This is a genomic window from Neotabrizicola shimadae (assembly GCF_019623905.1).
Taxonomy (GTDB): Bacteria; Pseudomonadota; Alphaproteobacteria; order Rhodobacterales; family Rhodobacteraceae; genus Neotabrizicola; species Neotabrizicola shimadae.
The window spans coordinates 2,705,360-2,730,979 of the sequence record NZ_CP069370.1; the positions used below are offsets into that span (position 1 = coordinate 2,705,360).

General features: G+C 66.2%; 26 protein-coding genes. 13 read left to right on the top strand and 13 right to left on the bottom strand.

What is annotated here, in order from left to right:
• Positions 1–95 precede the first annotated feature (95 nt).
• On the bottom strand, positions 96–428 hold the full coding sequence (locus JO391_RS13175; protein WP_220660935.1) for a hypothetical protein: 333 nt from the start codon (positions 426–428) through the stop codon (positions 96–98).
• A 297-nt stretch (positions 429–725) separates the two neighbouring features.
• Here JO391_RS13175 and JO391_RS13180 point away from each other — a divergent pair, with 297 nt between their 5' ends.
• The 4 genes from JO391_RS13180 to JO391_RS13195 all read left to right on the top strand — a co-directional run bounded on the left by JO391_RS13180 (position 726) and on the right by JO391_RS13195 (position 4,374).
• The gene (locus JO391_RS13180; RefSeq protein ID WP_220660936.1) at positions 726–2,690 is read left to right on the top strand and encodes an ethylmalonyl-CoA mutase; all 1,965 of its coding nucleotides are present in this window, start codon (positions 726–728) and stop codon (positions 2,688–2,690) included.
• A gap of 174 nt (positions 2,691–2,864) precedes the next feature.
• Complete coding sequence (locus tag JO391_RS13185; RefSeq protein WP_220660937.1) at positions 2,865–3,221, top strand: DUF6455 family protein; 357 nt, start codon at positions 2,865–2,867, stop codon at positions 3,219–3,221.
• A 245-nt stretch (positions 3,222–3,466) separates the two neighbouring features.
• Positions 3,467–3,844, top strand: a complete 378-nt coding sequence (locus JO391_RS13190) for an ArsR/SmtB family transcription factor (protein WP_220660938.1) — start codon at positions 3,467–3,469, stop codon at positions 3,842–3,844.
• Positions 3,841–4,374 carry an SRPBCC family protein gene (locus JO391_RS13195; protein WP_220660939.1) on the top strand — a complete coding sequence of 178 codons (534 nt, stop codon included), beginning with the start codon at positions 3,841–3,843 and terminating at the stop codon, positions 4,372–4,374. Before JO391_RS13190 ends, JO391_RS13195 begins: the two co-directional genes overlap by 4 nt.
• A 3-nt stretch (positions 4,375–4,377) precedes the next feature.
• Here JO391_RS13195 and JO391_RS13200 read toward each other — a convergent pair whose 3' ends face one another.
• Positions 4,378–6,834 (bottom strand): beta-glucosidase, encoded by a 2,457-nt coding sequence (locus JO391_RS13200; protein WP_220660940.1) that lies wholly within the window; start codon positions 6,832–6,834, stop codon positions 4,378–4,380.
• A 123-nt stretch (positions 6,835–6,957) separates the two neighbouring features.
• Here JO391_RS13200 and deoD point away from each other — a divergent pair, with 123 nt between their 5' ends.
• The 3 genes from deoD to JO391_RS13215 all read left to right on the top strand — a co-directional run bounded on the left by deoD (position 6,958) and on the right by JO391_RS13215 (position 11,507).
• Entirely contained in the window at positions 6,958–7,662 is a 705-nt protein-coding gene (deoD, locus tag JO391_RS13205) for a purine-nucleoside phosphorylase (protein ID WP_220660941.1), read from the top strand.
• 250 nt (positions 7,663–7,912) lie between these two features.
• A complete protein-coding gene (locus JO391_RS13210) occupies positions 7,913–10,249 on the top strand; it encodes an AAA family ATPase (RefSeq protein WP_220660942.1) in 2,337 nt (778 codons plus the stop codon).
• A 325-nt stretch (positions 10,250–10,574) separates the two neighbouring features.
• A complete protein-coding gene (locus tag JO391_RS13215; protein WP_220660943.1) occupies positions 10,575–11,507 on the top strand; it encodes an NADP-dependent oxidoreductase in 933 nt (310 codons plus the stop codon).
• On the opposite strand, the gene JO391_RS13220 is transcribed toward JO391_RS13215, so the two are convergent.
• The gene (locus tag JO391_RS13220) at positions 11,489–12,370 is read right to left on the bottom strand and encodes a LysR family transcriptional regulator (protein WP_220660944.1); all 882 of its coding nucleotides are present in this window, start codon (positions 12,368–12,370) and stop codon (positions 11,489–11,491) included. The two genes, JO391_RS13215 and JO391_RS13220, sit on opposite strands and share 19 nt — an antisense overlap.
• An 87-nt stretch (positions 12,371–12,457) precedes the next feature.
• Here JO391_RS13220 and glyA point away from each other — a divergent pair, with 87 nt between their 5' ends.
• Together glyA and JO391_RS13230 are read left to right on the top strand one after the other, a co-directional pair.
• Positions 12,458–13,780, top strand: a complete 1,323-nt coding sequence (glyA, locus tag JO391_RS13225; protein WP_220660945.1) for a serine hydroxymethyltransferase — start codon at positions 12,458–12,460, stop codon at positions 13,778–13,780.
• A complete protein-coding gene (locus JO391_RS13230; protein ID WP_220660946.1) occupies positions 13,777–14,760 on the top strand; it encodes an aldo/keto reductase in 984 nt (327 codons plus the stop codon). The genes glyA and JO391_RS13230 overlap by 4 nt, the downstream gene beginning before the upstream one ends.
• Here JO391_RS13230 and JO391_RS13235 read toward each other — a convergent pair.
• The 3 genes from JO391_RS13235 to JO391_RS13245 are packed head-to-tail and all read right to left on the bottom strand — an operon-like array spanning position 14,751 to position 15,938.
• Positions 14,751–15,452 carry a gamma-glutamylcyclotransferase gene (locus tag JO391_RS13235; RefSeq protein ID WP_220660947.1) on the bottom strand — a complete coding sequence of 234 codons (702 nt, stop codon included), beginning with the start codon at positions 15,450–15,452 and terminating at the stop codon, positions 14,751–14,753. The two genes, JO391_RS13230 and JO391_RS13235, sit on opposite strands and share 10 nt — an antisense overlap.
• A gap of 31 nt (positions 15,453–15,483) precedes the next feature.
• Positions 15,484–15,696 carry a hypothetical protein gene (locus JO391_RS13240; protein WP_220660948.1) on the bottom strand — a complete coding sequence of 71 codons (213 nt, stop codon included), beginning with the start codon at positions 15,694–15,696 and terminating at the stop codon, positions 15,484–15,486.
• 38 nt (positions 15,697–15,734) lie between these two features.
• Positions 15,735–15,938, bottom strand: a complete 204-nt coding sequence (locus tag JO391_RS13245) for a YgaP family membrane protein (protein WP_220660949.1) — start codon at positions 15,936–15,938, stop codon at positions 15,735–15,737.
• Positions 15,939–16,104: 166 nt separating this feature from the next.
• On the opposite strand from JO391_RS13245, the gene JO391_RS13250 reads away from it, so the two are divergent.
• Together JO391_RS13250 and JO391_RS13255 are read left to right on the top strand one after the other, a co-directional pair.
• Positions 16,105–16,308 carry a hypothetical protein gene (locus JO391_RS13250; protein ID WP_220660950.1) on the top strand — a complete coding sequence of 68 codons (204 nt, stop codon included), beginning with the start codon at positions 16,105–16,107 and terminating at the stop codon, positions 16,306–16,308.
• Positions 16,309–16,476: 168 nt separating this feature from the next.
• On the top strand, positions 16,477–16,683 hold the full coding sequence (locus JO391_RS13255) for a cold-shock protein (RefSeq protein WP_220660951.1): 207 nt from the start codon (positions 16,477–16,479) through the stop codon (positions 16,681–16,683).
• Positions 16,684–16,730: 47 nt separating this feature from the next.
• On the opposite strand, the gene JO391_RS13260 is transcribed toward JO391_RS13255, so the two are convergent.
• Positions 16,731–17,177 (bottom strand): hypothetical protein, encoded by a 447-nt coding sequence (locus JO391_RS13260; RefSeq protein WP_220660952.1) that lies wholly within the window; start codon positions 17,175–17,177, stop codon positions 16,731–16,733.
• Between the two features lie 144 nt (positions 17,178–17,321).
• On the opposite strand from JO391_RS13260, the gene JO391_RS13265 reads away from it, so the two are divergent.
• Both JO391_RS13265 and JO391_RS13270 read left to right on the top strand, forming a co-directional pair.
• Entirely contained in the window at positions 17,322–18,257 is a 936-nt protein-coding gene (locus JO391_RS13265) for an alpha/beta hydrolase (protein ID WP_220660953.1), read from the top strand.
• A complete protein-coding gene (locus JO391_RS13270) occupies positions 18,254–19,003 on the top strand; it encodes a class II aldolase and adducin N-terminal domain-containing protein (RefSeq protein ID WP_220660954.1) in 750 nt (249 codons plus the stop codon). Before JO391_RS13265 ends, JO391_RS13270 begins: the two co-directional genes overlap by 4 nt.
• Positions 19,004–19,091: 88 nt before the next feature.
• Here JO391_RS13270 and JO391_RS13275 read toward each other — a convergent pair whose 3' ends face one another.
• The 6 genes from JO391_RS13275 to JO391_RS13300 form a co-directional block, all read right to left on the bottom strand.
• Positions 19,092–19,928 carry an alkaline phosphatase family protein gene (locus JO391_RS13275; RefSeq protein ID WP_220660955.1) on the bottom strand — a complete coding sequence of 279 codons (837 nt, stop codon included), beginning with the start codon at positions 19,926–19,928 and terminating at the stop codon, positions 19,092–19,094.
• A gap of 4 nt (positions 19,929–19,932) precedes the next feature.
• The gene (locus JO391_RS13280) at positions 19,933–20,895 is read right to left on the bottom strand and encodes an SO2930 family diheme c-type cytochrome (RefSeq protein WP_220660956.1); all 963 of its coding nucleotides are present in this window, start codon (positions 20,893–20,895) and stop codon (positions 19,933–19,935) included.
• Positions 20,892–22,160: a parallel beta-helix domain-containing protein gene (locus JO391_RS13285; RefSeq protein WP_220660957.1), complete on the bottom strand. Its 1,269-nt coding sequence runs from the start codon at positions 22,158–22,160 to the stop codon at positions 20,892–20,894. The genes JO391_RS13280 and JO391_RS13285 overlap by 4 nt, the downstream gene beginning before the upstream one ends.
• A 64-nt stretch (positions 22,161–22,224) precedes the next feature.
• Positions 22,225–23,859 carry an ABC transporter ATP-binding protein gene (locus JO391_RS13290; protein WP_220660958.1) on the bottom strand — a complete coding sequence of 545 codons (1,635 nt, stop codon included), beginning with the start codon at positions 23,857–23,859 and terminating at the stop codon, positions 22,225–22,227.
• Positions 23,852–24,667, bottom strand: a complete 816-nt coding sequence (locus JO391_RS13295; protein WP_220660959.1) for an ABC transporter permease — start codon at positions 24,665–24,667, stop codon at positions 23,852–23,854. Before JO391_RS13295 ends, JO391_RS13290 begins: the two co-directional genes overlap by 8 nt.
• Positions 24,664–25,620, bottom strand: coding sequence for an ABC transporter permease (locus JO391_RS13300; RefSeq protein WP_220660960.1), 957 nt, complete (start codon positions 25,618–25,620; stop codon positions 24,664–24,666). The genes JO391_RS13295 and JO391_RS13300 overlap by 4 nt, the downstream gene beginning before the upstream one ends.

Genomic DNA, 25,620 nt, shown 5'->3' on the forward strand with positions numbered 1-25,620 from the left:
ACATTGCAATACAGTGACGCCTAGTTTTGTAATTTTATGTCTGCGGCACCGCAGAAAGCCGCGCCGCGGACCAGCACCTGGGCAGATCGACCACCTTACGGGTTGTAGTAGTAGTCGCCGACCTCACAGACGTTGACGTTCTGGCGGACCAGTTCGGTGCCGTCGGCGAAGACCGCCTTGAAGTCGAACAGGCAGTAGCCCTGGGCATTGTCGAAGTTCAGCCGCATCGAACTGCCCGAGGGCAGGGTCGAACTGCCCATGACATCCTTGCCCCATTTGGGGTGGTTCGAGTTGGTCGAGTAGAAGCGGTAAAGCGTGACACCCGTGTCGTTGTGAATGCGGACGTGGCGGTCAACGGCAAGCGCCTGGGTCGCGACAAGAAGCATCGCGGTCACCGTGGCAGTGCGGAAAGCTGTCTGAAAAGTCATTCTGTCCTCGTTGCAGGGGCATCGAACCGGGATGCCGCAGCGTCACTCTACGAGGTTTGACCAAGCAATCAATCCGTCTCAAAATGATGAATGCATTTGTCATCGTGTGGATTTCAAACCAGTTTCTGCGCCGTGCCAGCCTACCGACAGCGCCGCGCTTCCGGGGCGCGGGTCGCCGATCAGCTGCTGCAAGCGCGCGCCCTTCGCCGCACCGCGGCGAATTGACTTGGCATTTGCTTTCGCGGATAAGCCAGTCAACGCAATAAAATTACCTACCCGAATCGAACGAGGCCCCGCATGACCGCCCCCAAGGACGCGCCCTGGCTGTTCCGCACCTATGCAGGCCATTCCACCGCCGCAGCTTCCAACGCGCTCTACCGCACCAACCTGTCCAAGGGGCAGACCGGGCTGTCGGTGGCCTTCGACCTGCCCACCCAGACCGGCTACGACAGCGATCACGAACTGGCGCGGGGCGAGGTCGGCAAGGTCGGCGTGCCGGTCAGCCATCTGGGCGACATGCGGGCGCTGTTCGACTCGATCCCGCTGGAGCAGATGAATACCTCGATGACCATCAACGCCACGGCACCCTGGCTGCTGGCGCTGTATGTCGCGGTGGCCGAGGAACAGGGGGCCGATGTGTCAAAGCTGCAGGGCACCGTGCAGAACGACATCATCAAGGAATACCTCTCGCGCGGGACCTATATCTGCCCGCCCAAGCCCTCGCTGCGCATGATCACCGATGTCGCCGCATGGACCGGGGTCCACCTGCCCAAGTGGAATCCGATGAACGTCTGCTCGTATCACCTGCAAGAGGCCGGCGCGACGCCCGAACAGGAGCTCGCCTTCGCGCTGGCGACCGCCGTTGCGGTGCTGGACGACCTGCGGCCCAAGGTGCCGGAGGCCGAGTTCCCGGCAATGGTCGGGCGCATCTCGTTCTTCGTGAACGCGGGCATCCGGTTCGTGACCGAGATGTGCAAGATGCGGGCCTTTGTGGACCTTTGGGACGAGATCCTGCGCGACCGCTATGCCATCGCGGACGCCAAGGCGCGGCGGTTCCGGTATGGGGTGCAGGTCAATTCGCTTGGCCTGACAGAGCCGCAGCCGGAGAACAACGTCTACCGGATCCTTCTGGAGATGCTGGCGGTCACGCTGTCCAAGAAGGCGCGGGCGCGGGCGGTCCAGCTGCCGGCCTGGAACGAGGCGCTTGGCCTGCCGCGGCCCTGGGACCAGCAGTGGTCGCTGAGGATGCAGCAGATCCTGGCCTATGAGACCGACCTTCTGGAATACGACGACCTCTTCGACGGCAACCCGGCGGTGGACCGCAAGGTCGAGGCGCTGAAAGAGGGCGCGCGGGCCGAGCTGCGCCAGATCGACGCCATGGGCGGGGCGGTTGCGGCCATCGAATACATGAAGGGCCGGCTGGTCGAGGCCAATGCCGATCGGCTGGCGCGGGTCGAGGCGGGTGAGACCGTGGTGGTGGGGGTCAACCGCTTCACCACGACCGAGCCGTCGCCGCTGACCACGGGCGAGGGGGCGATCATGACGGTGGATGCGGCGGCCGAGGCGGACCAGATCGCCCGGCTGCAGGCCTGGCGGGCGGGGCGCGACGAGGCAAGGGTCCGGGCCGCGCTGGAGGCCTTGCGGCAGGCGGCGGCCACGGGGGCCAACATCATGCCGCCCTCGGTCGCGGCAGCGAAGGCGGGGGCGACCACAGGGGAATGGGGCGACGTGGTGCGGGCGGCCTTCGGGCAGTACCGGGGGCCGACGGGGGTTTCCAGGAACCCGTCCAACCGGACCGAGGGGCTGGAGCCGATCCGCGAGGCGGTGGATGCGGTCTCCTCGCGCCTCGGGCGGCGGCTGAAGTTCCTGGTGGGCAAGCCGGGGCTGGATGGCCATTCCAACGGGGCCGAGCAGATCGCCGCGCGGGCGCGGGACTGCGGGATGGACATCAGCTACGAGGGGATCCGGCTGACGCCGGGGGAGATCGTGGCGGCGGCGGGGGAAGAGAGGGCGCATGTGGTGGGCCTGTCGATCCTGTCCGGCAGCCACCTGCCGCTGATTGCCGAGGTGATGGACCGGATGCGGGCGGCGGGGCTGGGGCAGGTGCCGGTGGTCGTGGGGGGGATCATTCCCGAGGCCGATGCGGTGCGGCTGCGGGCGATGGGGGTGGCGGCGGTCTATACGCCCAAGGATTTCGAGCTGAACCGGATCATGATGGATATCGTGGCCCTGGTGGACCGTCAGGCCGTGGCGGCGGAGTGAGGCGTCCGAGCTCGGACGCCCCTTCCGATCCAGCAATATCAATAGTTTGCGCGCCCGGATTAACTTGGACTTAAGGATTGTCCGAGGGTCGCCCCGAGGCCGGGCTTGCGCCAGATCAAGGCGGCAGGCCCCTGGGCGTGGCATGGACCTTGCGTTCATGACACGGGGGTTCCCATGTTCGACCGCATCAAGACACTTCTGGAACGCTGGCACGAGATCCGCGAGGTCGAGGCCCTGTCCGACCGCGACATTTCTGACCTTGGGCTGACTCGCGACCAGCTGGCGCATTTCGTCCGGATGCCGAGGGATGTGGAGGACCGCGTGGCCCACATGGCTGCGGTCTTTGGCCTGTCCGCGGACGAGGTGAAGGCCAGCCACGCGCAATGGGTCGAATTGCTGGAGGTCTGCGGCGGTTGCACCGACCGGGAGGCCTGCGCGCATCAGCTGGCAAAGGGGTCTGAGGCGCATCCGGCCGACTGCGATTTCTGCCGCAACCGCGCGGCCTTTGAAGCGCTGGCGCTTCCTGCCTGAGCTGTGAAGAGGGCGCGGGGACTGCCCCCCAGCCCCCCTCTCGCGCATCCGTTGATGCCGGGGGGCTTGGGTCGGACGGTGTTCGGGGGGCTTCACGCCCCCCACGGCCCCGGCGAGGGCCGGGGCCTCCCCCCGTGGGACATTTTTGAACGGAAGAAGGGTGGGGTTTGCCCCTGCGCCTGGGTCCGGCCAATCGCTAAACGAATCTGTTGAATGATGCGCGGTTTCGCGTATCGTTCAACATCATGGTTGAATCAAATCACACCCAACTCGACGTGCTGTTCCAGGCGCTTGGCGATCCGACGCGGCGGGCGATGTTGCGGCAGCTGGCGGGGGGAGAGCAAAGCGTTACCGACCTGGCGCGGCCCCATGCCATGTCGCTGGCGGCGGCCTCGCGCCATGTGAAGGTGCTGGAAAGCGCCGGGCTGATCCGGCGCGAGGTGCGCTGGCGCACCCATATGTGCCGGCTGAATGCGGCGCCGCTGGCGGCGGCGCATGACTGGCTGGCCTTCTACCGGCAGTTCTGGGGCGAGCGCCTGGATGTGCTGGAAGCCCTGCTGCGCGCCGAATCCCCGGCGGCGGCCCCTGCCCTGCCCACCCCAGACACGGGAGAGACGACATGACGACACTTGCCGAATTCGGCGCGCCGGGCGCGCTGATCGAGCCGACCACCTTCCGCATCGAGCGCCGCTTGCCGGGCAGCATCGAGAGGGTCTGGGCCTATCTGACCGACAGCGAGCTACGCAAGCTGTGGCTGGCCTCGGGCGTGATGGATCTGACGGTGGGCGCGCCCTTCGAACTGGTCTGGCAGAACGACCGGCTGGTCGATGACATGGGGCAGCGCCCGGCGGATTTCGGCGAGGAACACCGGATGGACAGCCGCATTCTTCTGGTGGAGCCGCCCCGGAAGCTGGTGTTTTCCTGGTTCGAGACCGGGGAAGTGACCTTTGACCTGATGCCGGACGGGGACGGCGTGATCCTGACCGTGACGCACCGCCGCCTGTCAGGACGGTCGGGCCTGTTGAGCGTGAGCGCCGGCTGGCACGCGCATTTGGACGTGCTGGCGGCACGGCTGGCCGGCGCGCCTTTCGGCAGCTTCTGGGACCGCTGGCGGGCGCTGAAGGAGGATTACGCCCGCCGGTTTCCGGAGTGAGGTCTAGACCATGCCGCCCACGGCCAAGCGCCGCGCCTGTTGCGTGACGCTGGCGGTCAGGGCCAGGTCGGCGGAAGAGAAGCCCGCCGCCAGCGTATAGGCGCCCGGTGCAATTGCCCAGTCGCCCTGCGCCACGTCGTAGTAGGCGAAGGCGCGGGGCGGCAGGGTCAGCGTGACCTCGCGCGCCTCGCCGGCGGCGAGATGGAGCTTCGCAAACGCCTTCAGCTCGCGGTCGGGTCGGTCCACCGGGGCCTTTGCCGGGCGGAGGTAAAGCTGGACCACCGTGCTGCCGGCGCGGGCGCCGGTGTTGGTGACGGTGAGGCGGGCGGTGACAGCGCCTGACGCATCGGGGGCCGAGGCGGTGAGGTCTGACATTGCAAAGGTCGTGTAGCCGAGGCCGTGGCCGAAGGGGAAGAGCGGCAGGATGTTCTGCCGGTCGTAATGGCGGTAGCCGATGAACAGGCCTTCGTCATAGCGCACATGGCCGTCGAGGCCGGGATATACCAGCGGGTCCTGGCTGTGGGTGGGGTTGTCCTGCCAGCGGACCGGGAAGGTCTGCGCCAGACGCCCGCCGGGTTCGGCATCGCCGAACAGCACATCGGCGATGGCGTTTCCACATTCCTGGCCGGGATACCAGGCTTGCAGCACGGCGCGGGCCTGGCCGATCCAGGGCATTTCCACCGGGCCGCCGGTTTGCAGGACGACGACGGTATTCGGGTTGGCCTTCAGCACGGCGGCGACGAGGTCATCCTGCCGGCCGGGCAGGCGGATATCGGTGAGATCCGATCCTTCCGTATCCCATTCGCCCGAACGACCGACGAAAAGGACGGCGCGGTCGGCCCCTGCCGCGACACGGGCGGCCTCGGCGATCTCGGTCTCGCCCATCGGGCGGCCGATGCCGACGCGCAGCGCGGAGAAGGCGAGGTTCTCGGCCGGCTTCACGCAGAATTCGACCTCGACCTGGCAGGGCTGGCCGGCGGTGAGGGTGACTTCGCCCACCACCTCGTCATTGCCTTCCTCGAAATAGGTGCGGCCCTTGGTCCAGCCCTCCCAGGCGTTGGCGATGATCTTGCCGTCGATCTTCACGCGGGCATGGCCGGCGGCGATGACGCCCACGCGGTGCAGGCCCGAGGCTTCGGGGGTGAAGTGACCGGTGATGCGGGCCGACCAGTCGGCGGCATCGACCGCGCCGCCGGCGACCGGGGGAATCCAGAAGGATTCGAGGTTGGTCATCGTCTCGGTATGGACCACGGGGCCCTGGAGGTTGCGGCCACGGTGGAAGGAGACGGTGAAGGGGCCGGTCAACAGAGGCTCCCACCGGTGGTTGGTGCAGCCGGGGGCGAAGGTGAGGGCGTCTTCGCCGAGGGCTGCGGCGAGGCCCTGCCACGGCGTCACGCGGTAGTGCGGGTTCAGCTGGGAGGAACCGCCGCCCATGATCTGCGCGACGCGGGCGTTCGGGCCGATGACGGCGAGGGTGCCTGTCCTGGCCAGCGGCAGGAGGCCGTCGTTCTTGAGGAGCACCGCGCCTTCGGCCCCGGCGCGGCGGATCAGGGCGCGGGTTTCGGGGCGGTCGTCGGCTGTTTCCAGGTGGGGGGTCTGGTCGTGCAGCGCGCCTGAACGCTCCATCATCCGCAGCATGTCGAGCGCGAGGGTGCGGACCTGTTCGCGGGGGACGAGGCCCTGTTCCACGGCGGCGACGAGCTTTGCGCCCCGGTCGCGGGGCGGGCCCGGCATTTCGAGGTTGAGCCCGGCGTTGACCGTGGGCTCGCAGGAGCGGGACCCGAACCAGTCGGACATGACGATGCCGTCATAGCCCCAGTCCTGGCGCAGCACCCTGGTCAGCAGCCAGTGGTTTTCGGCGGCATAGGTGCCGTTGACCTTGTTGTAGCTGGACATGAGCGCCCAGACCTTCGCGCGCTTCACCGCGGCCTCGAAGGGCAGGAGGTAGATTTCGCGCAAGCTGCGTTCGTCGATGTCGGAGGACATCGTGGTGCGTTCGATCTCGGATTCGTTGCCGGCGAAGTGCTTCATCGTGGCCGAGACGCCCTGCGACTGGAGGCCGTCGATGTAGGCGACGGCGAGTTCGGCGGAGAGCACCGGGTCTTCGGAGAAACATTCGAAGTTGCGGCCGTTGGTGACGGAGCGCTGGATGTTCACGGTGGGGGCGAGCAGGGCATGGGCGCCCTTGGAGCGGGTCTCGTGCGCGAGGGCCACGCCGATCTGGCGCATCAGGTCGGGGTTCCAGGTGGCGCCGAGCGCGATGCCCACGGGGAAGGCCGCGGCGGTGACGCCGCCGATCAGCCCGCCGCCGCCGCGGGCGCCGTTCGGGCCGTCGGAGACGATGAGGCGGCCGATGCCGAGGCGGGGGATGGCGGGGACGGACCAGAAATCGGCGCCCGAAAGGAGCGAGACCTGTTCTTCCAGCGTCATGGCATCGACGAGGGCGGCGAGATCGGTCATGGGGTTCTCCTCCTGAATCTGCCCCTGCCTGCCCGAAACGCCGGAGGCGCGCAATGCGTGACCTCATCGGGACCTTTCGGGCGGCGGCGGGCTGGCCTAGCATATCGGAAAAGGGAGGATGGCATGACATTCCACATCGGGGCGAAACCGGGCGAGATTGCCGAGACCGTGCTGATGCCGGGCGACCCCTACCGGGCGCGGTGGGCGGCGCAGAAGTACCTGGAGAACCCGGTGCTGGTGAACGAGGTGCGGGGGATGCTGGGCTTCACCGGCACCTGGCGGGGGCATCGGGTGACAATCCACGGGTCGGGCATGGGGATGCCCTCGCTGTCGATCTATGCCAACGAGCTGATCAAGGATTACGGGGCGCAGACGCTGATCCGGATCGGGTCGGCGGGGGCCCTGCAGCATCATGTGAACGTGCGGGACGTGGTGCTGGCGCAGGCGGCGTCCACCATCGGGTCGCCGTCGCGGACGATCTTCCGCGAGGTGAATTTTGCCCCGGTGGCGGATTTCGGGCTCTTGTCGGCGGCGGCGAAGGTGGCGGCGGCGCGGGGGATCACCACGCATGTGGGGGGGATCCTGTCGTCGGACACCTTCTATGACGAGCGGCCGGATCTGGGCGAGCAGCTCCAGCGGCATGGGTGCCTGTGCGTGGAGATGGAGGCGGCGGAGCTTTACACGCTGGCGGCCCGCTACCAGCGGCGGGCGCTGGCGGTGCTGACCATCTCGGACCACATCCTGCGGGACGAGGCGCTGCCGGCGAGCGACCGGGAGACCAGTTTCGGGGCCATGGTCGAGATCGCGCTGGAGGCGGCCTTCGCCTGACCCTCGGCCCGGGCCGCAAGGGCGTCCGAGCTCGGACGCCTGGTCGGGGTGTTTGGAATCAAGGGGTTATGCGGGCGGATTAACTTGGACTTAAGGATTGGGGTGGGGGTGGGTCCTCTGGCATAGCTCGGTACAGTTTCGTGTTCGTCCCTATGGGCGGGAAGCGGACGGTCTTGGCACTTGACCGGAAGGCCTGCCATGCGAATACTCAACTTTTACGATCATGTATTGGTAGACAGCACAGGTCCTCATGAGTACTCCTGCGAACCAACCGTTCTCAATTGCGGCTGAATTTCTCGGCCCTGTATTTTCCCTTAACGGTGAACTGACCAAGAACGCCCAGAACCTTGTTTTTGCCCGCAATGGAACGGGCAAGTCGTTCCTGACCCGAGCCTTCCGCTATCTGGACATCTATGGCCAGGGCGCTCCCATTGACAGTGCGCCACTCAACCTTGTTTCAGATGAGTCGCCGGATGGAAAAGGTGCGTTTTCATTTGGCCGCGGCACGAACGTAATGGGATCACTGAACGTCGCCAGAATCTCAGATCAAGCCGTAGCGCAGCTCAACAACACCATTTTTCACGTGTTTTCGGAGGACTTTGTTCAAGAAGAGTTGAGAGAGCAACAGTACAGCCTCAATGGCGAAATAGAAAACCAGATTGCAGTTGACAGCGCCAACATCCAGATCAAGGACGCACAGGACGCGCTTGCTAGAGCAGACAGTGCCGAGCAAAGCGCCTTGGGTGCCCTCAATGCAGAGTTCAACAGAGAGAAGGGCGCAAAGCTAATTGACAAAGCGGGAGTTAGAAGACAACTAAAGGAGTTTGCATCACTGAGTCTAGATGGACTGCTGGGTGCATATCTAGAGAAGCCAAAGGAACCTGAAAAGACCTTCGCCGCTATCCTGAAGGACCTTGACACACTCAGGTCTATACCTGCCGAACCAGACTATCCAGAACTTGTGAACCCTATTGATCTTGCCGACCTTGATTTAACTGCGCTCGCCAGCAGTCTCGAAAGGATTACATCGCCATCAAGCGTCTCCGAATCGCTGAAGCGGAAAATTGAAACACACCGAGATTTCTACAGAACTGGCGTTGAGATCATTGATCACGAGCACCTCAGCTCCTGCCCGTTTTGCGCGCAAAGCATCACTGCGCCAGACCCTCGAACTATCATTGATGCTTATGTAGAATACTTTTCCGATGAAGAAGCAAAGCACAAATTAGAGTTGCGCAGATTCTACGGGGTTTTGAACGGAAAAGAAAGTCAGCTGTCTGAAGCCAAGACCAAGTTGATCCGCCAGCAGGCTCTATACAACTCGCTCAAAGTTTACCTTCCTTCTGTGAAGAATACATCGCTTGCCGACGGCGTGGACATAATCAAGCGCGCCGCCGAGACCATCTCTCGGATCAAGAGCGCAATAGAAAGCAAGGCGAAGATCTTGGGGAGTGCGGCATCCCTGCCCGAAGAAAGCCTCGATGCGCGAGTTGGTGCACTCAATCAGGTGATCGAGGGCAACAACAGAAACGTTGAAGCCCTCACTCGAGCTTTTGCCAAATCCGATGACGAGCGAAAGAAATCACAGCGTGAGGCATGTAGCGTGTTCGCACAGGAGTTCGCAATATCGAATTGGCAAGACATTGAAGCGCTCAGAAAGCATGGGAACAACAAGAGGGATAAGGCGACAGCGCTAGCGGCACTAGAGAAGTCGAGTCCGTCTGCGGATGCGCGAGCACGAGTAGCAGATACCTTCGAGCTTCTATTGAGAGATTTCTTTGGCGAGAAGTACATCTTCGATAAGGATTCCTTTGTACTTAAGCGCGGAGCGCATGAGATGGCGCGCGGGCCACATCGCACACTAAGCGATGGTGAGAAGACCGCTATTTCGTTCTGCTACTTTGTGGCGTGCGTACACAGGAAGGTTGCAACTAATGGCGATTATCATCGCCTATTTCTGGTTTTCGACGACCCAGTAACGTCGATGTCCTATGATTTTGTTTTTTGCATCGCACAGGCACTTAAGAACATCAATATCTCAAATAGAGGCGAGGTATCGCTTAATCCTGGCCTTGTTAATGGAAGCTCGCACAGGCGGCCTGACCTTCTCGTTTTGACGCACAGCAGCTACTTCTTCAATGTGTGTGCGACCAACAAGGTCGTCGCAGATGATGCTGCTTTTGCCCTGTATTCAGAAAAGGGCGTCCATAAGATTTCGCGACTCAATAAGTATGTATCTCCCTTCCATGAGCAACTTAAGGACATTTATGAAGTGGCAAGTGGACGCGATCCAGACCACACAACAGCCAATGCAGTCCGCTCGGTATTGGAGGCGGTCGGGAGATTTTGCAGACCAGACAAGTCTGAGAGCCTGACATCGTTCGTTCAACACCTAGCATCAGAGGATGGGATCACCGTCAAGAGCATCTTGATCAATTCGCTTTGTCATGGGACCTACTATGACGAAAAGCCTTTACCAGATGATTTGAAACAAGCTTGCACAGAGACACTGCTAGTTATTGAGAAGTATGCAGCCGGGCAACTTGAAGTGATCAAGGGTAAGGCAGCTAAGAAGTGGGCTACTTGATGGGCCTACCCATAAAGTTTAGTCGCTGTGTTGTTGCACTCAGGCCCGCTTTGGGCCGCATTTTGCCCTCCCTACAGCACCACGATACCCGTGTGCTTGGCCTTGGGGCCTGGCTCGAAAAGGGCCGTCACGATCTAGTCCCGCACCGTCACGTTGCGGGCGGCCTCCACGCGGTCGCTCGGGTCACGTCCGGCGGTCACACTAAGGGCGCCCGTCACCCTCAGGTGGACCTCGACGCCCCCTCACCAGTTCACGCCTCCGTGAGTCGGCTTGGCCCTGGCGGGCTCTGGCTATAAGTGAACGATAACGTACAGGATACATGCCGATGAAAGCCGCCCGTATTCATGCCTATGGCGAGGCCGACCAGATCCGCGTCGAAGAGGCTCCGATGCCTGTGCCCGGCGCGGGGGATGTGCTGGTGCGGAGCGTCGCGGCCTCGGTCAACCCGGTGGATTGGAAGATCCGCAAGGGATACCTGAAGACGATGATCCCCTATGACCTGCCGCTGACGCTGGGCTGGGATGTGTCGGGCGTGGTGGCGGCGGTGGGGCCGGGTGTGACGCAGTGGAAGGCCGGCGATGCGGTCTATTCGCGGCCCGACATCCGGCGGCAGGGCACCTATGCGGAGTTTGTCGTGGTGCGGGCCGATGAATTGGCCGCGAAGCCCGCGACGATCAGCCATGTCGAGGCGGCGAGCCTGCCGCTGGTGTCGATCACCGCCTGGGAGGCCTTGTTCACCACGGCGGGGCTGGAGGCCGGGCAGCGGGTGCTGATCCATGCCGGGGCGGGCGGCGTGGGCTCGATTGCGGTGCAACTGGCCAAGGCGAAGGGGGCGCATGTGATTGCCACCGCGTCGAAGGGCAAGGCGGGGCTGGTGCGCTCGCTTGGCGCGGACGAGGTGCTGGACCTGCGCGAGGCGGGGGCGGTGCATCCCGATGGGCTGGACGTGGTGTTCGATACGGTGGGTCCTGCGGTGCAGGAGCCGGCCTGGGCGGGTTTGAAGCCGGGGGGGATGCTGGTGTCGATCACCACGCCGCCGTCGGAAGAGCGGGCGAAGGCCGAAGGGCGGCGCGCGGGGTTCGTGTTCATCGGGCCGAATGCGGCGATCCTGCGGGACCTGGCCGGGATGGTGGATGCCGGGCAGGTGCGGCCCGTGATCGGGGCCGAGTTCGGGCTGGACCATGCGGCGGAGGCGCAGCGCCTTTCGGAAGCCGGGCGGGTGACGGGCAAGATCGTGATCTACACCGGCCAGCCCTGAGGTTCCGCCAAGGCCCGTGCCACGCGGTCGGCCGGCTGGCCGGGGCGGAGCGGGCGGGCGGACCAGAGGCGGATGGATTTGGCCAGGCGCACGCGCTGCGGCAGGGGCGCGACCAGCGCGCCGCGCGCCAGATGTGCGGCGACCAGCGGCGCGTGGCCCATGAGGACCCCTGCCCCGCCGGCCGCTTCCTCGACCGCCAGCGCGTAGAGCGAGAAGACCGGGCCGCGCGGGGTGAAGGCCGTGCAGGGCAAGGCGGCCTCCAGCCAGAGCGGCCAGTCGGCGGACCAGGCGCTGTCGATCAGGCAGGGGAATTGGGCGAGGTCTTCGGGGCGGTGGATGCGGGCGGCGAGGGACGGGGCGCAGACCGGGAAGATCTCGTCCTCGGCGATCACCCGGCCTTCGGTGCCGGGAAAGAGGCTGAGGTCATAGGGCGCGCGTTTCAGGTTGGGCGGCGCCTCCATCGCCGTGACCGAGAGGGCGATTTCGGGCATGGCGGCGCGAAGTGCCGGCAGGCGCGGGGAAAGCCAGAGCTGGGCGATGGCGGGCAGCGTGGCGATATGGACCGAGCGCGGCGCGGCCTCGGCCCGAAGCTGGTGCTGGGCCTGGCCCAACGCATCGAAGGCGGCGGTGAAGGCGGGCAGGACCGTGGCCCCGAGCTGGGTGAGGTGCACGCCGCGCGCGGTTCGGTCGAAGAGGGGGGCGCCGAGGCGGTCTTCCAGCGCCTTGACATGGGCAGTGACGGCGCCGGGGGTGACGCCAAGTTCCATGGCGGCGGCGGCGAAGCCTTGCAGACGTGCGGCGGCCTCGAAGGCGCGGAGCGCGTTGAGCGGCAGGTCTTTCGGGCGGGGTGGCGCGACAGGCATGGGTCAGGTTTCCTGAGCCTAGATTTTCGGAAAACTGGTTTGCGGGCAAGCCTGTCCTGGGCCCAGATGGCGCAAAGGAGATCTGCCATGCCCCATCTTGCCCGCCGCCCCTGGGTTCCCGAACCCTGCGAGACCTATATCCAGAAGCTGGCCGCCGACGCCGGCGCGCCTGCCGCCGTGGTGGCGGACCGGATCGAGGCGCTGATCGTCAGGAACAGCGACATCCACGACCGCGCGTGTTTCAACCTGAACCCCGCGACCAATGTGATGAACCCGCGCGCCGAGGCGGCGCTGGCGCGGGGGCTGGGGAGCCGGCCGAGCCTGGGCTACCCGGGCGACAAATACGAGATGGGGCTGGAGGCCATCGAGGAGATCGAGGTCATCGCAGCGGAACTGGCGGCGGAGGTGTTCGGGGCGAAGTATGCCGAGATCCGCGTGGGGTCGGGGGCGCTGGCGAACCTTTATGGCTTCATGGCGCTGGCGAAACCGGGCGATGCGATCATCGCGCCGCCGCCTTCGGTGGGCGGGCATGTGACGCACCATGCCGATGGCTGCGCGGGGCTGTACGGGCTGGTGACGCATCCGGCGCCGGTGGATGCGGATGGCTATACGCTGGACCTGGCCGGCCTGCGCGAGCTGGCGCTGAAGGTCCGGCCGAAGGTGATTACCGTGGGCGGCAGCCTGAACCTGTTTCCGCATCCGGTGGCGGGCGTGCGGGAGATTGCCGACGAGGTGGGGGCGAAGGTGCTGTTCGATGCGGCGCACCAGTGCGGCATCATCGCGAGCGGTGTCTGGGCCAACCCGTTGCGCGAGGGGGCCCATCTGATGACGATGAGCACCTACAAGTCGCTGGGCGGGCCGGCGGGCGGGCTTATCGTGACCGACGATGCGGCGATTGCCGAGCGGCTGGACCATATCGCCTTTCCGGGCCTGACCGCGAATTTCGATGCGGCCAAGTCGGCGGCGCTGGCGCTGACGCTGTTGGACTGGCGGGAGTTTGGCGCGGGCTATGGCCGCGCGATGGTGGAGCTGGCGCAGGCGCTGGCGCGGGAGCTGGCGGCGCTTGGCCTGCCGGTGTTCGGCGCGGGGCGCGGGGCGACGCAGAGCCACCAGTTTGCCATCGAGGCGGCGGGGTTCGGCGGCGGGCAGGCGGCGTCGAAAACCCTGCGCAAGGCCGGGTTCCTGGCCTGCGGCATTGGCCTGCCGATTGCCCCGGTGGGGGGCGACATGAACGGTCTGCGCATCGGCACGCCGGAACTGGTGCGGCGCGGCGTGACGCCCGCGGATGCGCCTGCCCTTGCGGCGCTGATCGCCGAAGGGCTACGGTCCAATGACCCGGCTTCGGTCGCGCCGCGCACGGCGGCGCTTCGGGCGGGGTTCCAGGGGCTGCACTACATGAGGACCGCATGAAGAAACGCCAACTCGGGGCCGGTGGGCCGGAGGTTTCGGCCATCGGCCTTGGGTGTCTGTCCTTTGGCGGCACGTTCGGATCGACCACGGATGCGGAGTCGCTGCGCTGCCTGGACGCGGCATGGGACATGGGCATCGACTTCCTCGACACCGCCAACATCTATGGCATGGGCCGGTCGGAAGCGGTGATCAGCGAGTGGCTGCGGACCCGGAAGCACCGTCCGAAGATCGCCACCAAGGCGAGCTTCGTGACTGCGCCGGAGCGGCGGGTGGACAACTCGGAGGCGCATCTGCGGGCCGAACTCGAGGGCTCGCTGAAGCGGTTGGGGGTGGAGCAGGTGGAGCTGTTCTACATCCACCGCCACGAGAAGGGCCGGCCCATCGAGGAGGTGGCCGGGACGCTTGGCCGGCTGGTGGAGGAAGGCAAGATCGGGGGCTATGGGATGTCGGAGATCGCGCCCTATACGCTGCGGCGCGCCCATGCCGTGCACCCTTGCCGGGCGGTGCAGAACGAATACTCGCTGTGGACGCGGCAGCCGGAGCTGGGGCTGGTGCAGGAATGTGCGCGGCTTGGCGTGGCCTTCGTGCCCTTCTCACCGCTGGCGCGGGGGGTGTTCGGGCGGGTGGTGTTCGATCCGGCCGACCCCGATGCCGGGTCGTTCCGCAAGGAGATTCCGCGGTTCATCGAACCCGACTGGTCGGCGAACCGGGCGCGGGTGGAGGCGTTCCGCGCCTGGGTCCATGCGCGCGGCTGGTCGGTGCCGGCGGTGGCGCTGGCCTGGCTGCTGGCCAAGGGGGAGCATGTGATCCCGATCCCCGGCACGCGGACGGCCGAAAACGTGCTGGACTGGCGCGGGGCGGATGACCTGGTGCTGACGGCGGAGGACCTGGCCGAGATTGAGCGGCTGTTGCCGGTGGGCTGGGCGCAGGGAGACCGCTACAACGACGAGCAGGCGGGGACGGTCGAACGCTATTCCTGAGGGGCGAGCGGCGGCATGGCGGCGATTTCCGCCGCGACCCGGCGCTGGAGATCCCACAGGTAGCAGTCGTGGATGCCAAGCTGTTCCAGATGTTCCACCGTGTTGCGCAGGTAGGCGGCGCCGCTGCCCATGCGGCCGGCGGCACGGGCCAGCCGCTGCGCCTGGGCCTGAATGGGCAGGTGTTCGCGGTAGGGATGGCCATCCGGCATGGCGTAGAAAGCCAGCGCGGTGACCGGGCCTTCGGCGGTGCGGGCGGTCAGCCAGCGGAAGGTGGCCAGCCCTTCATTATGGACCGCCTCGCGCTTCAGGAGCGCGATCATCTGGGCGCGGGGATCGGCAGGAGCGAGACGGAAGGCCATGCCACGGCAGGACCCGCCACGGTCCAGCGCCAGCATCAGACCCGGCTGGTCGGGCGTGGCGCGCCAACTGGTCAGCCCGATGCAGAAGCTGCGGCGCCAACCGTGGATGAGGGCGGGCCGAGCCTCGACATGGGTGAACTCGGGGTTCCAGATCAGCGAGCCATAGGCAAAGACCCAGAACTCGTCCCCCGCCTGCGCCAAGAAGCGGTCGGCGGCGGCGGCGTAGTCGTCTTCGGTCAAGAGGGCGAAGCCGCGGTCTCCGCCGTCCTCGGGCACGATGCGCTCGACGCGGGCGACAAGTTCGGGTGTCAGGTCAGGGATGCGGGCGGCCATGGCGCGAGACTTGGCCGCCGCGCCGCCACCGTCAAGCCGGGTCGCGCGGCGCGGGGTGCAGGCAATCGCGCGGCGTACCGCTGCCGGGATCGCAGGTGGCCCCGCAGGTCGCGCAGTGCCAGGTGGTCGGGCCAAGCCGGCGGTCCAGCCGCCAGCGGCAGTCGCGCGTGAGGGTGGAGCCGCGGCGCGACCACCACATCGCCAGAAAGACGGCCACGGCCAGAAAGGGCAGAAGGACAGCCATGACGCCGGGCTACGCCGGCGCCGGCGGCACCGCAAGCCTTACTCGAAGGCGCAGCCCTTCTTGACCCCGAACATGCGGAACACCGAAGCCGCCGGGCAGAAGCCGGTGACCGAGGACTGGATCAGGTTCAGGCCGATGAAGACGGTGAACCAGACGAAGAGCGGCGAGACCCAGGCGGTCAAGGCCACGGAGAGGAGCACCATGGCCCCGGCAAACATCATCACGGAACGGTCGAGCGTCATTGGGAATCCTTTCGAATCGGCGTGTTGGCCAACACATACATAATGTTGAATATGTAAGGTTCAAATGCGACAGGTTCGCCGCTTGCTCCGGGGCGCGCCCTGCTCGACCTTTGCCCAAATGCTGCCGCAAACCCGTGACACGGTTTCGTGAGGAATCGGAGGGGACATGGCCGTTCTGCTTGTCATCGCTGCGGGTCTGGCCGGTTTCATCGCGGCAGTTCTGGGCTGGACGGTGTTCGACATCGGCTTCCTGGCGGGGCTTGGCCTTTGGTCCGGCATCGGCACCCTGGGTTTTGTCCTGTCCCTGGCTTGGGCCTTGATGCCGCGCCGCAAGGGGCCGCCCTCCCTGCCCCAGCCGCAGCTCGCCTGACCGCGGCTTCCCTTCAACCTTGCGGAATCGCGCGGAAAATGCCAACATCGCTGACGCGACGTTGTCTATCTCGATCCCTGTCTCCGACCATCGGCCGCGGCATCGACTGATCTGACTGAGCCGGGTCGCCGCATTCCGCGGGCGGCATGAGAAACAGGAGTGTTCACGATGGCCAAGGGCACCGTGAAATGGTTCAATGAAACCAAGGGCTACGGCTTCATCGCCCCGGAAGGCGGCAAGAAGGACGTGTTCGTCCACATCACCGCGCTGGAGCGTGCTGGCCTGCGTGGCCTGAAGGACGGCCAGGCCGTGACCTTCGACATCGAAAAGAGCCGTGACGGCCGCGAATCGGCGACCAACCTCGCTCTGGCCTGATCCAGGCCTTCGGCAGAATTCGGAAGGGCGGGCCTTGGCCCGCCCTTTCACATTGCCGGGCGGTCCCAGTCGAAGCGGCGGTGTAGAAGCTGTTCCATGCCGACGCGCAGCGCCACCGAGGACACCGGCTGGTGCAGGATGGCGGGATCGCGCCAGTCATCTGGGAAGTGCTGTTCGGCGCGGTCGGCGGTCAGCAGGATCACCGGGAGCGGGCGCTTCAACTGGCCCAGAAGGGCGGCGGCGCGGCGCCCCGCATCAACCCCGCCGAACGCGTCGCATTCCATGACGAAAAGCCCGTAATCCGAGGAATCGTCCATCAGATCGCCCAGAACGGAGTAAAGCTCTTCGGCCGTCTCGACCTCGGCCCCGGTGGCGCAAAGCCGGGCGATCAGGGCATCGCGGCCGGGCGTGCCGGCGCATGTCAGAAGCAGGACGCGCACACCTTCACCGACCCGGTCGACGGGATGGGGGTGATCGAAATGCGCCCTGATCATTGCGGTCTCCAGCTTTCGTAGTTTCCTGCATCGCTGCGGATTGGGGCCAGGTTATGAACAAAGCGGGCAGATTCCGCGGCGCAGCGGAAAGCTCCCATTGCCATCAAGCGGCCGCCGGGCGAGGCTTGGGCCGAAGAGGGCAAGATGACCGACTACAGCCAGCTGATCGACGACGAGACCTGGGACTTCATCCGCACGACGGATGCGGCCTATCCGCCCGACACGGCGACGCTGACGATTGCCGACCAGCGGGCGATCTATGACCGCATGTGCCGGCTGTTCTTCCGCGGCTATCCGCCGGGGGTGACGGCGGCGGACCGGATGTTCGGCGGGGTGCCCTGCCGGATCTATCCGGGCGACGGGGCGGTGGTGGTCTATTTCCATGGCGGGGGCTTCGTCGTGGGCGGGCTGCATTCGCATGACGATGTCTGCGCCGAGATCCGCGCGCGCACCGGGCATACGGTGGTGGCCGTGGATTACCGGCTGTCGCCCGAGCATCCGCATCCGGCGGCTTTCGATGACGCCTGCGCGGCGACGCGCGCGGTGGCCGACGAGATCGGCGGGCCGATGGTTCTGGCGGGCGACAGCGCGGGGGGCAACCTGGCGGCGGCAGTGGCGCAGGCGATCGGGCGGAATGGGGCACTTGGAATCGTGGGCCAGGTGCTGATCTATCCCGGCCTGGGCGGCAGGCGCGGCGAGGGAAGCTATGTGACACATGCCCATGCGCCGATGCTGACGGCGGCGGACATCGCCTTCTATGCCGGCATCCGCCATGGCGGCGTGGCGCCGGAGGCGCCGGATGCAACGGTCAGCCCGCTGGCCGACACGGATTTCTCCGGCCTGCCGCCCACCCTGGCGATTGCCGCGGAATGCGATCCGCTGGCCGACGATGCGCCCGCCTATGCCGCGAAGATCGTGGCGGCGGGGGGTGTGGCGGTTGCGGTCACCGAGCCGGGCCTGGTGCATGGCTATCTGCGGGCGCGGTCCAGCGTGGGGCGTGCGGCGCGCAGCTTTGACCGCATCTGCGCCGGCATCGCGGCACTGGTGAAAGGCACGTTCCCCGAGGAGGTTCCGACATGAATGCCCCTGCCCCCAACCTCACCCACTGGCTCGAAAGGGTGGACATGGCCGCCGCCTTCCGCTGGACGGTGCGCGAGAGGATGCACGAATCCGTGGCCAACCATTTCTCGCTCGCGGTGAACCCGGACGGGACGCGGTTCCTCATCAACCCCAACGGCCGGCATTTCGCCCGGATCCGGGCGAGCGATCTGCTGGAGCTGGATGCCAACGACCCCGCCACGATGGACAGGCCAGATGCGCCCGATCCCACGGCTTGGGGGCTGCACGGGGCCATCCACCGCGCCTGTCGCCATGCCCGCTGCGTGATGCATGTCCATTCGGTCCATGCCACGGTGCTGGCTAGTCTGGCGGACAGCCACCTGCCGGCCATCGACCAGAACACGGCCATGTTCCACAACCGGCATGTGGTGGACGAGCATTACGGGGGAATGGCCTTCGAGGAGGAGGGGGCGCGCTGCGCGGCGATGCTGGCGGACCCCAAGGTGATTGCCATGGTGATGGGCAACCACGGTGTGCTGGTGGTGGGCCGCACGGTGGCCGAGGCGTTCAACCGGCTCTACTATTTCGAGCGGGCGGCCGAGACCTATATCCGGGCGTTGCAGACCGGGCGGCCCCTGCGGGTGCTGCCCGAGGCGGTGGCGGAAAAGACCGCGCGGGAATGGGAGGCCTATCCCGGCTTTGCCGAGGCCCATCTGCGCGAGATCAGGGCGCTTCTGGACGCCGAGGGCAGCGACTTCGCCAGCTGACCGCTGCGCCCCGGCGCAGGCCGGGGCCTTGCCGGGCGGGGTGGAGCCGAGGCCCCGGCCTGCGCCGGGGCGAGACACGGACAAAAGATCAGGGTTGAAGGAAAGGACGGGCCTTCATCGTCTCGGGCACCGGAACGCCCATGCGGGTGAGGATCGAGGGCGCGAGCGCCAGTTGATCCAGCACCACGTCGGGCGCGGGGAGCGTGGCCCCGCCGAAGTAGTAGAAGGCGAAGTCCTGCTGCGCCTCGCCCGTGCCGCCGTGGTGGCCGCGCGCGTCCTGACCGTGGTCGGCGGTGACGATGACCTCGTAGCCGGCCTTGCGCCAGCGATGGAGGAAGGGGGCGAGCATCTCGTCCATCTTGTAGCAGGCGTCGTCCATTTCCTCGCAATCGTGGAAGAAGCGGTGGCCCATGCTGTCGAGCGTGCAGGTGTGCAGGATGCCGTAGTCGATGCCCTTGCGTTCGCAGAGCATGGTGAGCGTGGCAAACAGATCCACATCCGAGGGCGTCATCTGGTTGCAGCCGGAATCGCCCGTCATGGTGTGGAAGCGGCCATGGGTGATCGGGCCGCCGGGTTCATCGTATTCGATGTCGCGGACCAGATCGAACGGGTAGCGGTTGAAGAATTCGGACCAGAACGAGTGGGTCACGGCCCCCGTGACCCGGCCCGCCTTGACCAATTCCGAGAAGACATCCGGAAACTCCAGCCGCCGGCGCTGTGCGTTGCCCCAGATGCCATGCACCTGCGGGGCAAGGCCCGTGTGGATGGAGGCATAGCAGGTGCCCGAGGTCGAGGGCAGGACCGAGCGCATCCGGCGCACCTGCGCCTCGCCCGAGGCGACCCAGCCTTCGAGATTGCCGAACAGGCGCCGCCAGTTGGCGTAAGGCACGCCGTCCAGGATGATGAGCAAGAGCTTCGCGGACATGTCGTCACTCCTTCAGCGATGCGATCCAGTCCCGGATCAGCGCCGCGCCTTCTTCGGGCACCATGCTGCGGCCAAGCTCTGGCATCATCACGCCGGGATCGGTCGAGGTGAGGCGGTAAAGCAGGATCGAAGCGTCGGGGTCGCCCGGCACGATGTCGTATTCCAGGTTGCCCGAGCCGCGACCGGCGGCGACCGGGCGCTTCATCACGCCAAGGCGCAGCGGATCGGCCTCGTCCCAGGTGAGATAGAGGCCCGAGGTGTCGGCCGGATGGCCGGGCGCGTGGCAGTGGCCGCAATTCGCATCGAGCCAGGCCCTGGCGCGGACATCGAGCGGCACGGCGGTGTCGGTGTAGTCCGGCACAGCCGGGGCATCGGCAGGCACGGAGGTCAGCACATGGGCTGCCGCCAGCCGGTCGAGCTGGTCGCCGGTGTTGAGGTTGCGCAGCTTCGGCCCGATGGGCGTGATCTGCTTGTCTGCGCCGATGTGGCAGGCCTTGCACTGGTTGGCGTTGGGGACGTGATAGGCCGCCGGACCGTGGCCGGTGTCGATGGTCATGTCGGCCCCGGCAAGACGAAGCTCGGCATCTGTGCCATCGGCGTTCCAGACATAGGGCCAGGCCTTCCAGCCGGATGCCTGATGCAGCAGCACGCGGGTTTCGACCCGGTGATCGTCATAGCGGAAGGTCTTGATCAGCGCGGATCCGACGGGCAGGTCCAACAGGCCGCCGGTCCCGGGATCGACCGGCGCGGGAGTGTAAAGGAAACGGTCCTTGTCGGCATAATCGGTGAAGAGCGGCGCCGAGATGACATAGGGCACGACGCCCGGCGCGGGGGTGCCGGCGGCGAGGTCGTCAAAGAATCCATAGTCGGACAGGTGCCTGACCGGGCGCGGCGCGGCGATGGCATCGGGCTGCACCTCTGCCAGTGCAGGCGTGGCCAGAACCAGCAGCGCCGCCGCGAGCCTCATTTCGCGAACTCGGCCCAGGCGCCGGGATGCGAGACATCGCGGCCACGGATCACCACCTGAACCGGCGGCAGCGGGGCCAGCGGCTCGGACAGCTCGGCCGGGTCGGTCTTGACCGAGTGCAGGAAGGGCAGGCCGAAGAAGCCCACGAAATCGGCATTGGCATAGGGCGGGTTGGTGGCATGGCTGTTGTTCGCCACGAGATGCCCCTCGCCCGCGGCCAGGCCCGTGGTGAACCACTGCGACAGCGGCATCACCCCATCCCAGACCACATCCGGGACCGGCACGCCCAGGGCCTTTCGCAGGGCGCTGCCGAATTCGCCGGGATCGGGATCGGTGCCGCCGCCGGTGAAACGGTTGTCGTGGATGTGGATGCGGCGGGGATGCGGATAGTAGCTTTCGTCGGTGAAGTCCTTGACGTAGCTGCCGAAGATCAGGTTGACCGTCTTGTTGTCGGCGAAGTCGTTGTCGAAGACCTCGACATCGGTGTTGGCCATGATGAGCATCCCGGTCCCGGCCGGGACGAGGCCCACGATGTTGCCCTGCGGCGCGAAGTTCGGGGTGTTGTTGGCAAGGCTGCGGTTGTGGAACACGCGGATGTCATGACCCTTCTGCTGCGGCAGGTCGGGCAGGTCAAAGACCAGAAGGCCCCCGGTGTTATTGGTCACCAGATTGTCGAACACATCGGCGTAGTAGCAGTTCTCGATTTCCAGCCCGGCCACGTTGTATTCGGCCCGGCTGTTGCGCACGACGATGCGCTGGCTTTGGCCGACATAGATGCCGGCATCCGAGGCGCCGATGGCGACCACGCCATCCAGCAGAACGTTCCGCGATTCCACGGGGTAGAAGCCGTAGGCGCCGTTCGCGGCATCCGGGCCGTTCGTCCATTCGGCGCGCAGGCGGATCATGGCGATGCCGTCCACACCCTTGGCCTTGATCGCATCGCCCTTGGCGTCCTCGACCGCGAAATCCTTGAGGATGGCACCGTTCGCCGTGACGATCAGCCCTTCGGCGCCCCCGGTCTGGCCCTTGAAGGACAGGACCGAGGCATCCATGCCCGCGCCGCGGAGCGTGACATCCTCGTTCGCGAGCGAGAGCTGGTTCACGATGTCATAGCGGCCGGGGGCGAGCACCACCTCGTCACCCGGCTGGGCGAGGATCAGGGCCTCTTGCAGCGCGGCCTCGGCGTCGGGGCCGGGGGCGATGGCGAAGGTCTCGGCGGCGGCGGGGCTGGCCAGCAGCGCCAGCAGGATCAGGTGCTTTGTCATGGCGTCATTTCTGCCGGGCCGGGGCGGCCCCTTGCAACGGGCGGCAGCGCGGGCTGCCGCCACGTCAGTTCCCGGCGCTTTCCATCTTGCGGTGGGCGAGCACCTCTTCCAGCCAGCCAAGCCGCATCTCGGGCACCGAGGACAGGAGAAGATCGGTGTAGTCGTCGAAGGGCGGGGTCAGCACATCGGTCTTGGAGCCGTAGCGCACCACCTGGCCGCGATACATGACCGCGATGCGGTCGGCGATGGCGCGGACGGTGGCCAGGTCGTGGGTGATGAAGAGATAGGCCACGCCCTCGATCTTCTGCAGGTTCAGGAGAAGCTTGAGGATGCCGTCCGCGACCAGCGGGTCCAGCGCCGATGTCACCTCGTCGCAGATGATGAGCTTTGGTTTCGCGGCCAGGGCGCGGGCGATGCAGACGCGCTGTTTCTGGCCGCCCGAAAGTTCGGCCGGATAGCGGTCGATGAAGCCCTTGCCCATCTCGATCTCGTCCAGAAGCTCTTGCACGCGCTTGCGCTTCTGCTCGCCGCCCATGCCGAAGTAGAACTCCAGCGGGCGGCCGATGATGGTGCCGACTGTCTGGCGCGGGTTCATCGCCGTGTCGGCCATCTGGTAGATCATCTGCAATTCGCGCAGGTCATCCTTGCTGCGCGTGGGAAGGTCGCGGCTGAGTTCGCGACCGGCAAAGGTGATGCGGCCCTGCGTGGGCGGCAGGAGGCCCGTGATGGCGCGGGCCAGCGTGGATTTGCCCGAGCCGCTTTCGCCCACCACGGCGAGGGTCTGGCCGGGGGGCAGATCGACGGTGACGTTCTTCAGGACGTCGAAACCGGTGCCCTTGTAGCGGGCGGTGACGTTCTGGACCGACAGGACCGGGGGCGCGGGGGCCTTCTCCACATGTTCGATGCCGCGGACCGAGACCAGCGCCTGGGTATAGGCTTCGCGCGGGGCGGTGATGATCTGGGCCGTGGTGCCGTATTCGACCTTCTTGCCATGGCGCAGCACCAGGATGTCGTCGGCCACCTGGGCCACCACGGCGAGGTCGTGGGTGATGTAGAGCGCGGCCACGCCGGTTTCGTGAATGGCCTTCTTGATGGCGGCCAGCACGTCGATCTGCGTGGTCACGTCCAGCGCGGTGGTGGGTTCGTCGAAGATCACGAGGTCGGGCTTGGGGCAGAGCGCCATGGCGGTCATGGCGCGCTGCAATTGCCCGCCCGAGACCTGGTGGGGATAGCGCTCGCCGAAGGTATCGGGGTTGGGCAGGCCCAGTTCGCGGAAGAGGCCTATGGCACGTTTCTCGGCCTCGGCCTTGGACATGAGGCCGTGGGAGAGCGAGGTTTCGATCACCTGTTCCATCAGCCGCTTGGCCGGGTTGAAGGCGGCGGCGGCGGATTGGGCGACATAGGTGACTTCGTGGCCGCGCAGCTTGCGCAGCTCGCGCGCGGGGGCGCCACGGATGTTGCGGCCGTTCAGGAGGATCTCGCCTCCGGTCAGGCGCACGCCGCCGCGGCCATAGGACATGGCGGAAAGGCCGATGGTGGACTTGCCGGCGCCGGACTCGCCGATCAGGCCAAGCACCTTGCCCTTCTGCACGGAAACCGAGACGTCATCGACCAGCACAACGTCCTTGGGCGGTTCACCCGGCGGATAGGCGGTGGCCTCGATGCGCAGGCCCCGGATATCGAGAAGGATGTCAGCCACCGCGTCCCCCTTTCAGGCTGGTGGTGCGGCTCAGCACCCAGTCGGCGACGAGGTTGACCGAGATCGCCAGTGCGGCGATGGCAAAGGCGGGCAAGAGCGCCGCGGACTTGCCGTAGATCAGCCCGTCCTTGTTTTCCTTGACCATGCCGCCCCAGTCGGCCAGCGGCGGCTGGATGCCGAGGCCGAGGAAGGAGAGCGTCGAGATGAACAGCACGGCGAAGATGAAGCGCAGCCCGAATTCGGCGACCAGCGGCGACAGGGCGTTGGGCAGGATCTCGCGGAAGATGATCCAGCTTTGCTGTTCGCCGCGCAGCTTTGCGGCCTCGACGTAATCCATCACCGCGATGTCCACGGCAACGGCGCGCGACAGCCGGAACACGCGGGTGCTGTCCAGTAGCCCCATCACAAGGATCAGCACCGTCAGATTCAGCGGCAGGACCGACAGCACGACCAGCGCCACGATCAGCGCGGGAACGGCCATCACAAGATCAACGAGACGGGACAGGCCCTGGTCGATCCATCCGCCCCGCACGGCGGCGAGGAACCCCAGGAAGGCCCCCAAAGTGAAGGCCAGCACCGAGGAGGCCAGAGCGACGAAGATCGTCACCTGAGCGCCGTAGATCAGCCGCGAAAGGATGTCGCGGCCGATGGTGTCGGTACCCAGCCAATGCGCGGCCGAGGGGCCTTCCCACTGGCCGCCGCTGATATCGTCCAGCGGATAGGGCGCCAGCCAGGGCGCGAAGACGGCGACGAAGAGGAACAGGCCGGTGAGGGTAAGGCCCAGAAGGGCAGAGATCGGCATCTTCATTTCGGGTGCCTCAGCCGGGGGTTGGCGAGGATGCCGATGATGTCCGCCAGCATGTTCAGGACGATGTAGACCGCCGCGAAGATCAGCCCCACAGCCTGCACCACCGGCAGGTCACGCTTCGTGACATGGTCCACCAGATACTGGCCAAGCGCGTTGTAGCTGAACACCACCTCGACAACGACGACCCCCACCACAAGGTAGGCAAGGTTCAGCATCACCACGGAAACCACCGGCGCGATGGCGTTGGGGAAGGCATGGCGCCAGATCACCGTCATGGGCGACAGGCCCTTCAGCTCGGCGGTTTCGATATAGGCTGACTGCATGACGTTCAGGATGGCGGCGCGGGTCATGCGCATCATGTGAGCCAGCACCACCAGCACCAGCACGATCACCGGCAACGCCACGGCGTTGAGCTTGGCCCAGAAGGACATGCCGGGGAAGACCATGGCGACGGGCTGGAAGATCGGGAAAAGCTGCGTCAGCAGGTAGATGACGAAATAGGCCGCCACGAATTCGGGCAGGCTGATCGTGGTCAGGGTGACCGCCGAGATCAGTTTGTCGGGCCAGCGCCCGGCATAGCGCGCGGCGATCAGGCCCAGGATGATCGCCAGCGGCACCGAGATGACGGCGGCGCAGCCGGCGAGGAACAGCGTGTTGCCGAGCCGCTGGCCGATGGACTGGGCGATGTCGGCGCCGTTGGTCAGCGACGTGCCCAGATCGCCGGTCAGAACACCGCCGAGCCAGTTGAAGTAGCGGGTCAGGGGCGGTTCGTTCAGCCCCATCTTCTCGCGCAGGTTGGCCAGCGCCTCGGGCGTGGCCGACTGGCCAAGGATCGCCTGGGCAGTGTCGCCTGGCAGCGCCTCGACGCCAAGGAAGATCACGGCCGAGACGGCGAGCAACAGGAGGAGGCCCAGCGCGACGCGCTGGACCACCAGTTTCAGGATGGGATGCAC

Bases quoted from the DNA above. Each gene is read 5' to 3' on its own strand.
- JO391_RS13175 (WP_220660935.1), bottom strand. From the start codon at position 428: ATGACTTTTCAGACAGCTTTCCGCACTGCCACGGTGACCGCGATGCTT.
- JO391_RS13180 (WP_220660936.1), top strand. From the start codon at position 726: ATGACCGCCCCCAAGGACGCGCCCTGGCTGTTCCGCACCTATGCAGGC.
- JO391_RS13185 (WP_220660937.1), top strand. From the start codon at position 2,865: ATGTTCGACCGCATCAAGACACTTCTGGAACGCTGGCACGAGATCCGC.
- JO391_RS13190 (WP_220660938.1), top strand. From the start codon at position 3,467: ATGGTTGAATCAAATCACACCCAACTCGACGTGCTGTTCCAGGCGCTT.
- JO391_RS13195 (WP_220660939.1), top strand. From the start codon at position 3,841: ATGACGACACTTGCCGAATTCGGCGCGCCGGGCGCGCTGATCGAGCCG.
- JO391_RS13200 (WP_220660940.1), bottom strand. From the start codon at position 6,834: ATGACCGATCTCGCCGCCCTCGTCGATGCCATGACGCTGGAAGAACAG.
- deoD (WP_220660941.1), top strand. From the start codon at position 6,958: ATGACATTCCACATCGGGGCGAAACCGGGCGAGATTGCCGAGACCGTG.
- JO391_RS13210 (WP_220660942.1), top strand. From the start codon at position 7,913: ATGAGTACTCCTGCGAACCAACCGTTCTCAATTGCGGCTGAATTTCTC.
- JO391_RS13215 (WP_220660943.1), top strand. From the start codon at position 10,575: ATGAAAGCCGCCCGTATTCATGCCTATGGCGAGGCCGACCAGATCCGC.
- JO391_RS13220 (WP_220660944.1), bottom strand. From the start codon at position 12,370: ATGCCTGTCGCGCCACCCCGCCCGAAAGACCTGCCGCTCAACGCGCTC.
- glyA (WP_220660945.1), top strand. From the start codon at position 12,458: ATGCCCCATCTTGCCCGCCGCCCCTGGGTTCCCGAACCCTGCGAGACC.
- JO391_RS13230 (WP_220660946.1), top strand. From the start codon at position 13,777: ATGAAGAAACGCCAACTCGGGGCCGGTGGGCCGGAGGTTTCGGCCATC.
- JO391_RS13235 (WP_220660947.1), bottom strand. From the start codon at position 15,452: ATGGCCGCCCGCATCCCTGACCTGACACCCGAACTTGTCGCCCGCGTC.
- JO391_RS13240 (WP_220660948.1), bottom strand. From the start codon at position 15,696: ATGGCTGTCCTTCTGCCCTTTCTGGCCGTGGCCGTCTTTCTGGCGATG.
- JO391_RS13245 (WP_220660949.1), bottom strand. From the start codon at position 15,938: ATGACGCTCGACCGTTCCGTGATGATGTTTGCCGGGGCCATGGTGCTC.
- JO391_RS13250 (WP_220660950.1), top strand. From the start codon at position 16,105: ATGGCCGTTCTGCTTGTCATCGCTGCGGGTCTGGCCGGTTTCATCGCG.
- JO391_RS13255 (WP_220660951.1), top strand. From the start codon at position 16,477: ATGGCCAAGGGCACCGTGAAATGGTTCAATGAAACCAAGGGCTACGGC.
- JO391_RS13260 (WP_220660952.1), bottom strand. From the start codon at position 17,177: ATGATCAGGGCGCATTTCGATCACCCCCATCCCGTCGACCGGGTCGGT.
- JO391_RS13265 (WP_220660953.1), top strand. From the start codon at position 17,322: ATGACCGACTACAGCCAGCTGATCGACGACGAGACCTGGGACTTCATC.
- JO391_RS13270 (WP_220660954.1), top strand. From the start codon at position 18,254: ATGAATGCCCCTGCCCCCAACCTCACCCACTGGCTCGAAAGGGTGGAC.
- JO391_RS13275 (WP_220660955.1), bottom strand. From the start codon at position 19,928: ATGTCCGCGAAGCTCTTGCTCATCATCCTGGACGGCGTGCCTTACGCC.
- JO391_RS13280 (WP_220660956.1), bottom strand. From the start codon at position 20,895: ATGAGGCTCGCGGCGGCGCTGCTGGTTCTGGCCACGCCTGCACTGGCA.
- JO391_RS13285 (WP_220660957.1), bottom strand. From the start codon at position 22,160: ATGACAAAGCACCTGATCCTGCTGGCGCTGCTGGCCAGCCCCGCCGCC.
- JO391_RS13295 (WP_220660959.1), bottom strand. From the start codon at position 24,667: ATGAAGATGCCGATCTCTGCCCTTCTGGGCCTTACCCTCACCGGCCTG.